The following is a 12,257-nucleotide window of genomic DNA, read 5'->3' as shown; positions in this document are numbered from 1 at the left end:
GCGCCCAACAAAAAATGCCCTTGCGCATCGCAGCGCAAGGGCATTGCAATCAGAGGAACTGGTTAGGATTTGCCGTGGTCACCGCGGCCGCCATGGCGGTTCTGGCCAAAGTGCCTGCCCATGCGCTTGGCATGCTCAGCGTCGGCGATTTTTTGTTGATCGGGCGAAAGCACGGCGTACAGTGCTTTCGCCGCGTTTTCGTAGCTGTCCATGCGGGATGCTTGGGCGTCCATGTGCTCCTTGCGCTGTGCGCGCATCACATCCATGCGCTGCGGCATGGGCATCTTGGCCAGATCTTCTTTGCTGGGTGGTGCAGCCTTGTTTACTGGCACGCTGGGTGGTTTCATGGCCGCGGTAAATGTGCTCCAAGCGTTTTCTTGGGCGGGCGTGATCTTGAGCTTTGCTTTCAGGTCTGCGAGGTGCTTGTCCACCTTGGCTTGCATTTTGGCGGGGTCGCGCTGGTGCATGCGGTGACCGTCGTGGTAGCCCATCATGGCCGGGCTAGTCTGTGAAAAGGCGGCCAAAGACGTCGCAGACAGTACGCCAGCAACCAGCAGTGTTTTGAACAGTTTCGTCATGGAGATTTCCTTTGCAGTGGAACTGCAAGCGGGTATCGCTTGCAAGTCAGGCGCCAGTGTCTGCGCCCTGTGTAAGCGCCGTGTTGCACTGCGCGAAGCGCAGGTAAAACTTGTGTTAACCGAAGTTGTGCACCTTTTGCCCCTGCCTATTTCCCAGTTGCGCAGGCTTTGTATAAGCTAGCGTCTTTTAAGGAGTTCATATGCAACGCAAAACCGCCCAGGATTTTGACCAGGAACTGCTGATTCTTTTTGATGCCTATGTGCATGGTTCCGTAGACCGCCGCACGTTCTTAGAGCGCGCCCAAAAGTTCGCGGTGGGCGGCCTGACGGCAGCAGGCATCTTGGCGGCCTTGAGCCCGAACTTCGCTTTAGGGCAGGTGGTTGCCAAAGACGATGCACGGGTAAGCACCCGCATGGTGGAGTTTGCCTCGCCCGCTGGCTACGGCACGGTCAAGGCCTATGTGGCACGTCCTGCGGGCAACAACGCGCGTTTGCCCGGTGTGTTGGTGGTGCATGAAAACCGCGGTTTGAATCCCCACATCGAAGACATTGCGCGCCGTCTTGCCTTGGAGGGTTACATGGCGTTTGCGCCCGATGCCTTGTCGCCCTTGGGTGGCTATCCTGGCGATGAGGACCGCGCGCGCGAGCTGTTTGGCAAGCTCGATCAAACCAAAACGCGCGAGGACTTTGTGGCGGCCGCCGCGGCGCTGCGCGAGCGGGCGGACTTTTCTGGAAAGCTTGGCGTGGTGGGTTTTTGCTACGGCGGCGGCATTGCGCACCTGTTGTCGATTCGACTGCCCGATTTGGCTGCATCCGTGCCCTTTTACGGCAATGTGCCAGCGCCCCAAGAGGCGGCCAAGGTGCGTGCGCCCTTGTTGATTCATTTCGCTGCAGTGGACGAGCGCATCAACGCGGCCTGGCCCGCTTACGAGGCAGCACTCACAGCGGCCAACGTGCGTTTTGCTGCGCACCAGTATCCAGGCACCCAGCACGGGTTCAACAACGACACCACGCCGCGGTTTGACGCCGCCGCTGCCAAGTTGGCCTGGGACCGCACCCTTGCCTTTTTCGCCCAGACGCTCAAGGGCTAGGTGGCTGCACGCTGTAGCCCTCTTCGCGGATCGCTTCGGTCAGCGCTTCCCGGCTTGCATTTGACTCCACTGCGACGTGCTGCGCGCTGCGGTCGATGGACACGCCTGCTTGTGGGTCGATGTCCAGAATGGCTTGGGTGACTGCTTTTTCGCAATGGTCGCAAGTCATGCCGGTCACAGTGAAGGTATGCAACATGGTGGTGTCCTTGGGTTCGTGCTGGGGTGCTGTGTGGTGGGCGCACAAGCATAGCCCGCTTGTGGGCGGGTGTTGCCGGCATGGTTGATTCCCCATCCCAGCCTAGGTTGGCACCTGGCGCGCAAGGCGAAGCTGCTTTGCAGGTGCAGGATATTGGCATCGATGGAATGACCTGTGCGTCCTGCGTGGCGCGGGTCGAAAAGGCTTTGAAAAAGGTGCCCGGCGTCCAGGAGGCCAGCGTCAATCTGGCCACCGAGTCTGCCCGGGTGCGGTTTGAGGGCGGTGCGCAGATGGAGGCGCGTTTGCGGCGTGCGGTGCGCGCGGCTGGCTATGTGCCGCGCACCGAAAGTGAGGCGGGGCAGTCGGCCCAACATGCCCACAACCCAGTATGGCCCGTGGTGCTTGCTGCCCTGCTGTCCGCGCCTTTGGTGCTCCCTATGCTGGGCGGCTTGCTGGGCCACGACTGGATGTTGCCGGCGTTATGGCAGTTCATGCTTGCCACGCCCGTGCAATTTGGGCTGGGCGCGCGCTTTTATCGCGCAGGTTGGGCGGCGCTGCGCGCGCGCGCAGGCAATATGGACTTGCTGGTGGCCTTGGGCACCACGGTGGGCTGGTCTTTGTCGACGTGGCTGTGGTGGAGCGCCCCGCCCGGCGGCATGCCGCATGTGTACTTTGAGGGCTCGGCGGTGGTGATCACTTTGGTGTTGCTGGGCAAGTGGCTCGAAGCCCGCGCCAAGTGGCAAACCACATCGGCCATCCGCGCTTTGCATGCGCTGCGACCTGAGACCGCGCAGGTGATGGGGCGTGGCGGTGAAATGGCGGTGCCGCTCGCGGAAGTGTTGGTGGGTGACCACGTGGTGGTGCGTCCGGGTGAGCGCATTGCAGCCGACGGCATGGTGCTGGAAGGCCGCTCCTCTGTGGACGAATCCATGCTCACAGGTGAGGCCACGGCGGTGCCCAAGGAGCCCGGCGCCTTGCTCACTGGCGGCTCGATCAATGGCGAGGGGCGTTTGCTGATGGAAGTGCGCGCCGTGGGGGTGCACACGGTGTTGGCGCACATCATTGCGCTGGTGGAAGACGCCCAAGCAGCCAAGGCGCCGGTGCAGCGTCTGGTGGACCGCGTGAGCGCGGTGTTTGTACCGGTGGTGGTCGCGCTGGCGCTGGCGACTTGGGTGGGCTGGTGGTGGAGCGGTCACGCTTGGGAGCCGTCACTGATGCATGCAGTGGCGGTGCTGGTCATCGCCTGTCCGTGCGCCTTGGGTTTGGCCACACCAGCAGCCATCATGGCGGGCACCGGCGTGGCCGCCCGCCATGGAATTTTGATCAAGGACGCGCAGGTCCTGGAACGCGCGCAGCAGGTCGACACGGTGGCGTTCGATAAAACGGGCACCCTGACGGAGGGCCGCCCGCGCCTGACGGCTTTGGTCGCGGTGGATGCGATGCAAATGCCGGAGCGCGCTGCGCTGGAGGTCGCTGCCAGTTTGCAAAGTGGATCCGAGCACCCACTTGCCCATGCGGTTTTGACGCATGCGCAAGCGCAGGGCATCGCAGTGTCGGTCGCGTCGGAAGTACAGGCGGTGCCCGGCCGCGGCGTGCAAGGCCAGGTGGCCGATAAGACCTACCTGCTGGGGAGTTTGCAGTGGCTGGCGACACTGGGCATCGACACGGCGTCGATCGCGAACCAAGTGGATGCGCATGCGCGCCAAGGCGCCACGGTATCGGGCCTGGCCGAACGCGTGCAGGCAAGCGCCGGGGATGGTGCAACGCTGGTGTTGCGTGCATGGTTTGCTTTTGCCGACGAGCCCAAACCGGGTGCCCGAGAGGCGGTGGCCGCATTGCGCGCGCGTGAGTTGCACTTGCTGCTCATTTCCGGTGACAACGCCGGTGCAGCGCAGGCCTTGGCCGCGCGCGTTGGCATCTTGCCCGCTGAGGTCCACGCCCAGGCCATGCCCGCCGACAAAGCGGCCCTGGTGGCCGGGTTGCGCGCGCGCGGCCGCACCGTTTTGATGGTGGGCGACGGGGTGAACGACGCACCCGCTTTGGCCGCAGCCGACGTGGGCATGGCCATGGCCAACCCGCACGGTGGCGGCACCGATGTGGCGATGCATGCAGCGGGCATCACCCTGATGCGCGGCGATCCACGCTTGGTTGCTGCGGCGCTCGATGTGACCGCGCGCACGGTGTCCAAAATCCGCCAGAACCTGTTTTGGGCGTTCGCATACAACGTAGCTGGTATTCCACTGGCGGCCTTTGGCGCCATGAGCCCAGTGCTGGCGGGTGCTGCCATGGCCTTGAGTTCGGTCAGCGTGCTGGCCAACGCCTTGCTGCTGCAGCGCTGGAAGCCGCCGGTGCGCTAGGACCCGGTGTGGCGCTGTGCGTGACAATGCCATGCACCCGCGCGCTGCGCCTGGGACCACCCTGAAAGGAAACCGCGTGCCCCACACCGAGCGGCATTGGATGTTGTTGGCTTTGGCGCTGTCTTTGGGGGCCGCCGTGTCTTTGGGCATCACCCGCTTTTCCTACGGCTTGCTGTTGCCGGCCATGCGCTCGGACTTGAACTGGTCCTACGCACTGTCGGGGGCGATGAACACGGCCAACGCACTGGGCTATTTTTTGGGCGCACTGGCTACGCCCTGGATGATGCGGCGCTGGGGTCCGAGCGCCTTGCTGTGGGTGGGCGCGCTGTTCGCGAGCGCCTTCATGGTGCTCAGTGGTTTTTTTGTCCAAACCGAGCCTTTACTGCTTCAGCGCTTGCTGGCTGGTATCGCCAGCGCGGCGGTGTTTGTCGCTGGAGGTTTGCTCGCCGCACGTTTGGGCGCGCAAGATCCGCCGCGCAGCGCCTTATTGTTGGGTCTCTATTACGGTGGCACCGGTCTGGGCATTGTGCTCTCCAGTGGTGTGGTGTGGTGGGTTCTGGAGCTGACGGCGCGGCAGGCCCACGGCTGGCGCTGGGTCTGGTGGTGCCTGGGCCTGCTGTGCTTGCTGGCCTCTCTGGTGTTGCGTTGGCCTGCCCGGGCTATGGCGAGTTTGCCAGCGGCGGCTGCAAGCGGTGGCTTGGCGCGCGCCGAGCGTTTTCGGTGGCGGCAGTTTGGGTTCGGTTTGTCGGCTTACGCCTTGTTTGGCGTGGGCTACATCGGTTACATGACTTTTGTGGTCGCGTTGCTGCGCACCCAGGGGCGCACTGCCTTGGAGGCGGCTTGCTTTTATGCCTTGCTGGGCGTGGCCGTCATGGTGTCTGGCCGCTTGTGGGCCGGACTGTTGGACCGTCACCGCGACGGCCGTCCTTTGGCGGTGCTCAATGGTTTGCTTGGGGTGGCCACCATTTTGCCGGCTTGGACCCCATCGTGGCCGCTGGTGCTGCTCTCTGGAGCTTTGTTTGGTGCGGTGTTTCTGTCGGTGGTGGCGTCGACCACCGCGCTGGTGCGCCACAACCTGGCGCAATCTGCATGGGCCTCTGGCATTGGTGCTTTCACCGCGGTGTTTGCGCTGGGGCAGATCCTTGGTCCTACGGTGGTGGGCTGGATCGCCGATGGCGCGGGCGGCCTGGAGCGAGGCTTGTGGTGCTCAGCGCTGGCGCTGTGGGCGGGGGCCTTGCTTGCGACACGGCAGCGGTCGCTTTAGCCGCGGTGGCTGGCTTTGATCATGTCGGCTGCCTTTTCGGCCACCATGATGGTGGGCGCGTTGGTGTTGCCGCTGACGATGCGCGGCATGATGGAGGCATCGACCACCCGGAGCTTTCCAATGCCGTGCACCCGCAGCTCGGCGTCGACCACATCCAAGGGGCCGCTACCCATGCGGCAGGTGCCCACCGGGTGGTAAATCGTGTCAGCGTTGTCGCGGATGAACTGCTCGATCTGCAGGTCCGTCTGGGCACCTGCAGACTTGGGTGACTCGTAGCCGCCTAATGCTGCCAGCGCGGGTTGCGCCAGGATGTTGCGCATGATTTTGAAGCCCTGCACCATCCTCTCCATGTCGTCACGATGGCTCAGAAACTGCGGGTCGATGTGCGGTGCGGCCAGGGCGTCGTTGCTGGCGAGCTTGACGCTGCCGCGGCTCTTGGGCCGCAGCACACACAGATGGCACGAATAGCCGTGGCCTAGCACCGTGGTGCGCCCGTGATTGACCAGCTTGGCAATGACGAAGTGCAGCTGCAAGTCGGGCGTGGCTTCCGTTGGGTTGCTCTTGATGAAACCACCGGCTTCGGCCACGTTAGAGGTCAGCAGGCCGGTGCGTTGCGCGCGCCACTCGAAAACCGCCCGCGCAATACGCCCTATGCCACCGAAGGAAATCCCTAGGGACTCTGTGACCCGCGGCGCTCGAATGAGTTGCACTGCGTCCAAATGGTCATGTAAGTGCTCACCAACGCCAGGAAGGTCGTGCACGGGAACGATCTGGTGGTCCAGCAGGTGTTGGCGCGGGCCGATGCCGGAGAGCATCAAGATGTGGGGTGACTGCAGTGCGCCTGCACACAACAAAACCTCGCGTCGCGCGAGCAGTTGTTGCGTCACGCCCTCCTGCACAAACTCCACCCCGGTGGCTTGCCGTCCGCTGAGCAGGATTTTGGTGACGTGCGCATCGGTGACTACATGGAGGTTGGGCCGGCTTAGGTTGGGGGTGAGATAGGCCTTGGCCGCGCTAAAGCGCTCACCATTCTTGTGGGTAACTTGGTACATGCCCACGCCTTCTTGGGTGGCGCCATTGAAGTCGGTGTTCACCGGAAAGCCTGCTTGCCGACCGGCTTCCACAAACCGTGCTGCCAGCGGGTTGGGGCTGGTGAGGTCTTGCACATGTAAGGGCCCACCGGTGGCGTGCAGCGCGCTGGCGCCGCGGGCGTTGTCCTCGGCGCGCAGGAAGTAGGGCAGCACCTCTTGGTACGACCACCCTGGGTTACCTTGGGCCGCCCAATCGTCATAGTCCTGGGCTTGGCCTCGGGCGTAAATCATGGCGTTGATGGAGCTGGACCCACCCAGCACCTTGCCGCGTGGCTGGTAGCCTTGGCGGCCGTTGAGTCCGGGCTGCGCGGTGGTGGAAAAGGCCCAGTTGGCCTGCCCGTTCTTGGCCAGCACAGCGATGCCCAGCGGCACATGGATCAGGATGTTTTTGTCCACCGGACCGGCTTCCAGCAGCGCAACAGTGACATCGGGGTCTTCGCTCAATCGCGCGGCCAGCACGCAGCCGGCGGAGCCGCCGCCCACAATCAGATAGTCAAAGGTTGCAGATTCCATAGGTGTTGGGTCGGAGGTCGTTGCGTAGGGTGGGCAACTATTGCACAAACCGGTGCGTGCCCACTAGGTGGCCTTGCCTAGAGCGGCTTGGGGTTTTCCTCAACATTCGGGTGTGCGATCCGGAGTGCGGCGTGTGGCATGCCGTTCGGCAGGGGCAACGTTAAAATCGCCCGTCCTTTTCAGGACCCGCGCAGGGCAGCCGTTAGTCTGCCCCACCATTGGAATTGCCATGCGTTACCCAGAACATTTTGACGTGATCGTGGTCGGTGGCGGCCACGCTGGTACAGAAGCGGCCCTGGCGTCTGCCCGCATGGGATGCAAGACGCTGCTGCTTACCCACAACATCGAGACCTTGGGCCAGATGAGTTGCAACCCCTCGATTGGTGGCATTGGCAAGGGTCATTTGGTTAAAGAAGTCGACGCCTTGGGTGGCGCGATGGCTTTGGCCACCGACGAGGCAGGCATCCAGTTTCGTATTCTCAACGGCAGCAAGGGCCCGGCGGTGCGCGCTACGCGGGCCCAGGCCGACCGCGTGTTGTACCGCGCAGCCATCCGCCGCCGGCTGGAAAACCAGCCCAACCTCGTCTTATTTCAACAGGCCGTGGACGACCTGTTGGTGGAGGGCGACCGGGTGGTGGGCGCGGTGACGCAGGTGGGAATCGAGTTCCGCGCCAGCGCGGTGGTGCTGACGGCGGGCACTTTTTTGGATGGGAAGATCCACGTGGGTCTCAACAACTATGCGGCCGGTCGGGCCGGCGACCCGCCTGCGGTGTCGCTGAGCGCGCGGCTCAAGGAGCTACAGCTGCCCCAGGGCCGCCTCAAGACCGGCACCCCACCCCGTCTGGATGGCCGCACCATCGACTATTCGAAGTGCCTGGAGCAGCCCGGCGATGGAGTCGCTGCTTCCACCGCTGCACGGCAAGGGGGCGCTGTGACCGATGCGCCGCTGGGACCCATTCCGGTGTTTAGCTTCATGGGCAAAGTGGACATGCACCCGCGGCAGGTGCCGTGCTGGATCACCCACACCAATGCCCGCACCCACGAGATCATCCGCAGCGGTTTCGATCGCAGCCCCATGTTCATGGGCAAGATCGAAGGTGTGGGGCCACGCTACTGCCCCAGTGTGGAAGACAAGGTCAACCGCTTTGCCGACAAAGATAGTCACCAGATTTTTCTGGAGCCCGAAGGGCTGGACACGCACGAGGTCTACCCCAACGGCATCAGCACCAGCTTGCCGTTTGATGTGCAGTACGCGTTGGTGCGCAGCATGGCTGGTTTGGAAAACGCCCACATCGTGCGCCCGGGCTACGCCATCGAGTACGACTACTTTGACCCCCGCGCACTGAAAAGCAGCTTCGAGACGCGCCAAATCCGCGGCCTGTTTTTTGCCGGGCAGGTCAACGGCACCACCGGCTACGAAGAGGCGGCGGCGCAGGGCCTGTTTGCTGGCATCAATGCGGCCTTGCAGGCCGGTGCCAAGACCGCATGGACGCAAGACACCTGGCTGCCCGGGCGTGACGAGGCCTACCTGGGCGTGCTGGTGGACGACCTGATCACCAAAGGTGTTACCGAACCGTACCGCATGTTCACCAGCCGCGCCGAGTTCCGGCTGCAGTTGCGCGAGGACAATGCCGACGCCCGCCTGACCGAAACCGGCCGCAAGCTCGGCTTGGTGGACGACGCCCGTTGGGATGCGTTTTGCCGCAAACGCGATGCTGTTTCACGTGAAACAGAGCGCTTGCGCGGCATCTGGGTGAGTCCGCGCAACCTGCCAGCGGCGGAGTCCGAGCGGGTCTTGGGCAAGGCCATTGAGCACGAATACAACTTGGCCGATCTGCTGCGCAGGCCCGACGTGCGTTACGCCGCTTTGATGGGTTTGGACGGCGGCCGCTACGCCAATCCGAACTTGCCATTGTTTGGCGACCCGCAGCGCGGCCACCTCGGCGCTAGCGATGCAGACGTGGGAGTGGCCCAGTTGGGCCACACAAAGGATGCCGCCACGTTTGTAGTGTCGGTGGTCGAGCAGGTGGAAATCAATGCCAAATATTCCGGCTACATCGACAGACAAAAAGACGAGGTACAACGCTGTGCCCACTACGAAAACCTTCGCCTGCCGACCGACCTGGATTACATGCAGGTGTCCGCCCTGAGTGTGGAGGCGCGCCAGCGCTTGAACACCTACCGGCCCGACACCTTGGGCCAGGCGTCGCGCCTCTCTGGTATCACGCCGGCCACCATTTCGCTCTTGCTCATCCATCTGAAAAAGGGCGGTGTGCGGGGTTTCGTGGAGCGCGCTGCAATGCCGACAGGTGACGCGGACATTCCGTCACCCACCGTAGCTGCGGCCTGATGCCAACACACGCGCAGGAAGCGCCTTTACGCGCCGGGCTAGCTGCGTTGCAGCTTGCGCTGTCGGAGCGGCAAGTAGCGCAACTTTTGGCCTACCAAGACCTAATCCAGAAATGGACCCAGGTGTACAACTTGACCGCGGTGCGTGATCCGGCGGACATGCTCACCCACCACTTGCTGGATAGCTTGGCAGCAGTGCCCCCATTGCAGCGTGAGTTGGCGGTGTTGCGTGCTGCGGGTCGTGGCCTCGCGAGCCGTGTGCTGGACGTGGGTTCGGGTGCGGGATTGCCGGGCGTGGTGTTTGCCATCTGTGTGCCCGACCTAGAGGTGCATTGCGTGGACGCGGTGGGCAAGAAGGCGGCGTTTATTCAGCAGGTGGCGGGGAGTTTGGGCTTGACAGCGCTCAAGGGCGTGCATGCGCGGGTAGAGAGTTTGGCCGAGCCCTATGGCATGGTCAGTTCGCGCGCATTTGCTGCTTTGCCGGATTTCGTGTCCTGGTCTTCTTCGGCTTTGGCGGAGGGCGGGGTGTGGATGGCCCTCAAGGGCAAAAACCCAGCCAGCGAGGTCACGGCACTGCCTGACGGTGTCGCAGTGTTTCACGTGGAACCATTGCAGGTGCCGGGCTTGGATGCAGAACGTTGCATCGTCTGGTTGCGTCGCTCCCCCGCCTGACTTGGCCCAACGCCGCCCAGAAGCTGGCGTAAACTCGGCGCTCCCCCACGGAAGGCCCCCATGCTAGGCGTCACCGACTACGGCACCTTTGTCGTCACCATCATTGTTTTTCTGCTCATTCCCGGGCCAGGCAATCTGGCGCTGGTGACCTCCACCAGCAAGGGCCGCATTGCAGGTGGCTTGGCCGCCACCATGGGTGTGATCTTGGGTGACCAGATTCTGATGTGGTCGGCAGTGGCAGGCGTTGCCGCGCTTTTGAGCGCGTACCCGGATGCGTTCCATGTGGTGCAGTGGTTGGGCGCTGCCTACCTTGCATGGTTGGGCGCCAAGATGCTGTTGGCCAAACCTGGCGCCGCGCCCGTTTTGGACATCAAACCGCGCCACTACCTGCGCCAAGCGCTGATGATCACGCTGCTTAACCCCAAGGCCATTTTGTTTTACATGGCCTTCTTCCCGCTGTTCGTGGACCCGGCGCGCCAACAAGGCTGGGTTACTTACGCTTTTATGGCCAGCACCATTGCTGCACTTACTTTTTTGTACGGCTTGGCGGCAACGCTGCTGACCCACTTTCTGGCACAGCGCATGCGTGCCAATCCGTGGATGGGGCGCGTTCTGGAAAAAATAGCTGGCCTGTTCTTGGTTGGCTTCGGTATCAGATTGGCCTTGTCCAAGTGAACCGCACCCATCCCAACCCCACTTCGCCGACGGCGCTGCACATGCCAAACCGCTCGGAGATCGCCCCCTCGGGGGGCAGCGCACTACACGCAGTGATAAGCGTGGGGGCATTTCTTTAATGGCCAAGGTTTTCTGCGTTGCCAACCAAAAGGGTGGGGTGGGCAAAACCACCACCACGGTGAACTTGGCTGCGGGTTTGGCCAAAGTGGGCCAGCGGGTGCTGATGATCGACCTCGATCCCCAGGGCAATGCCACCATGGGCTCTGGGGTGGACAAGCGCAAGCTGGAGTACACCGTGTACGACGTGTTGATCGAGTCTGCGTCGATTGCGCAAGCACGTGTGCACAGCGACAAGCTACAGCAAGCGGGCTGCGGTTACCACATCTTGGGCGCCAACCGCGAACTCGCAGGCGCCGAGGTGGAGCTAGTCGAGTTGGACCGGCGCGAAAAGCGACTCAAGCAAGCGGTCGCTGAAGTGGCCGCCGAGTACGACTTTGTGCTGATCGACTGCCCGCCTGCTTTGTCCATGCTGACCCTCAACGGCCTGTGCTGCGCACACGGCGTGATCGTGCCGATGCAGTGCGAATACTTCGCGCTCGAAGGCCTTACCGACTTGGTCAACACCATCAAGCAGGTCAAGGCCAACCTCAATGACGACCTGCAGATCATTGGCTTGCTGCGCATGATGTTCGACCCACGCATTACCCTGCAGCAGCAGGTGAGCGATCAGCTCAAGGCCCACTTCTCCGACAAGGTGTTCGACACCGTGATTCCGCGCAATGTGCGCTTGGCCGAGGCGCCCAGCTATGGTGTGCCGGGGGTGGTGTTTGATCCGCAGTCCAAAGGCGCTCAGGCGTTCATCGCCTTTGCGCAAGAGATGGTCGTGCGTATCCGCACCATGTGAGCATGGCCAGCCCCGTGGTCTTGTTGCTTCCCGGTTGGCAAAACTCCGGGCCCGCGCACTGGCAAAGCCGGTGGGAGCAATGCTATGGCGACTTGCGTGTCGAGCAGCACGATTGGATGCGAGCCCTGCGCGGCGACTGGATCGCCCGGCTCGAAGAGGTGGTGCTGGAGCAAAGTGTCCCCTGCGTTTTGGTGGCCCACAGTTTGGGCTGCATGTTGACGGCGGCCTGGGCGGCGGTTTCGCGGAATACGCACAAGGTGCAAGGCGCGTTGCTGGTGGGACCTGGCGACCCCGAGCGCGAGGCCTTGCGCACTGTGCTGCCTTCATGGTCGCCGGTGGTGTTACGGCCCTTGCCGTTTCCAAGCACGCTGGTGGGCAGCCGCGACGACCCTTATTGCGACATCGCGCGCGCGCAGGCCTTTGCCCGCGCCTGGGGCAGCACTTGGGTGGACTACGGCGCGCGCGGCCACCTCAATGCTGACTCAGGTTTGGGTGACTGGCCCGAGGGTCGGGTTTTTGTAGATTCGCTGCTTGCGGGGTGTTCGACCCCGCCGGCCCAGCCATAAG

Annotated in this window: 11 protein-coding genes; 8 read left to right on the top strand and 3 right to left on the bottom strand. The window is 63.1% G+C overall.

Features of this window, described 5'->3' with window-relative positions:
* Window positions 1-62 precede the first annotated feature (62 nt).
* A complete protein-coding gene (locus ACILRC_RS07265; RefSeq protein ID WP_395668694.1) occupies window positions 63-578 on the bottom strand; it encodes a Spy/CpxP family protein refolding chaperone in 516 nt (171 codons plus the stop codon).
* A gap of 200 nt (window positions 579-778) precedes the next feature.
* Here ACILRC_RS07265 and ACILRC_RS07260 point away from each other — a divergent pair, with 200 nt between their 5' ends.
* Window positions 779-1,669: a dienelactone hydrolase family protein gene (locus ACILRC_RS07260; protein WP_395668693.1), complete on the top strand. Its 891-nt coding sequence runs from the start codon at window positions 779-781 to the stop codon at window positions 1,667-1,669.
* Here the strand turns inward: ACILRC_RS07260 and ACILRC_RS07255 are convergent.
* The gene (locus tag ACILRC_RS07255) at window positions 1,659-1,865 is read right to left on the bottom strand and encodes a heavy-metal-associated domain-containing protein (RefSeq protein WP_395668692.1); all 207 of its coding nucleotides are present in this window, start codon (window positions 1,863-1,865) and stop codon (window positions 1,659-1,661) included. The two genes, ACILRC_RS07260 and ACILRC_RS07255, sit on opposite strands and share 11 nt — an antisense overlap.
* An 80-nt stretch (window positions 1,866-1,945) precedes the next feature.
* Between ACILRC_RS07255 and ACILRC_RS07250 the strand changes: the two genes are divergently transcribed.
* Complete coding sequence (locus tag ACILRC_RS07250) at window positions 1,946-4,222, top strand: heavy metal translocating P-type ATPase (RefSeq protein ID WP_395668691.1); 2,277 nt, start codon at window positions 1,946-1,948, stop codon at window positions 4,220-4,222.
* A 100-nt stretch (window positions 4,223-4,322) separates the two neighbouring features.
* Window positions 4,323-5,486: a YbfB/YjiJ family MFS transporter gene (locus tag ACILRC_RS07245; protein ID WP_395668788.1), complete on the top strand. Its 1,164-nt coding sequence runs from the start codon at window positions 4,323-4,325 to the stop codon at window positions 5,484-5,486.
* Here the strand turns inward: ACILRC_RS07245 and ACILRC_RS07240 are convergent.
* On the bottom strand, window positions 5,483-7,090 hold the full coding sequence (locus ACILRC_RS07240; RefSeq protein WP_395668690.1) for a GMC family oxidoreductase: 1,608 nt from the start codon (window positions 7,088-7,090) through the stop codon (window positions 5,483-5,485). The genes ACILRC_RS07245 and ACILRC_RS07240 overlap by 4 nt on opposite strands.
* Before the next feature lie 229 nt (window positions 7,091-7,319).
* On the opposite strand from ACILRC_RS07240, the gene mnmG reads away from it, so the two are divergent.
* The 5 genes from mnmG to ACILRC_RS07215 all read left to right on the top strand — a co-directional run bounded on the left by mnmG (window position 7,320) and on the right by ACILRC_RS07215 (window position 12,256).
* Window positions 7,320-9,440, top strand: a complete 2,121-nt coding sequence (gene mnmG / locus ACILRC_RS07235) for a tRNA uridine-5-carboxymethylaminomethyl(34) synthesis enzyme MnmG (RefSeq protein ID WP_395668689.1) — start codon at window positions 7,320-7,322, stop codon at window positions 9,438-9,440.
* Window positions 9,440-10,111, top strand: a complete 672-nt coding sequence (gene rsmG / locus ACILRC_RS07230) for a 16S rRNA (guanine(527)-N(7))-methyltransferase RsmG (protein ID WP_395668688.1) — start codon at window positions 9,440-9,442, stop codon at window positions 10,109-10,111. The genes mnmG and rsmG overlap by 1 nt, the downstream gene beginning before the upstream one ends.
* A gap of 60 nt (window positions 10,112-10,171) precedes the next feature.
* The gene (locus ACILRC_RS07225) at window positions 10,172-10,786 is read left to right on the top strand and encodes a LysE family transporter (RefSeq protein ID WP_395668687.1); all 615 of its coding nucleotides are present in this window, start codon (window positions 10,172-10,174) and stop codon (window positions 10,784-10,786) included.
* Between the two features lie 118 nt (window positions 10,787-10,904).
* The gene (locus ACILRC_RS07220; RefSeq protein WP_395668686.1) at window positions 10,905-11,690 is read left to right on the top strand and encodes a ParA family protein; all 786 of its coding nucleotides are present in this window, start codon (window positions 10,905-10,907) and stop codon (window positions 11,688-11,690) included.
* 2 nt (window positions 11,691-11,692) lie between these two features.
* Window positions 11,693-12,256 (top strand): RBBP9/YdeN family alpha/beta hydrolase, encoded by a 564-nt coding sequence (locus ACILRC_RS07215; protein ID WP_395668685.1) that lies wholly within the window; start codon window positions 11,693-11,695, stop codon window positions 12,254-12,256.
* The last annotated feature ends 1 nt before the right edge of the window (window position 12,257 follow it).

It is taken from the genome of Rhodoferax sp. (assembly GCF_044236835.1).
Taxonomy (GTDB): Bacteria; Pseudomonadota; Gammaproteobacteria; order Burkholderiales; family Burkholderiaceae_C; genus Allorhodoferax.
This window is presented reverse-complemented; position numbering and strand designations above follow the sequence as displayed.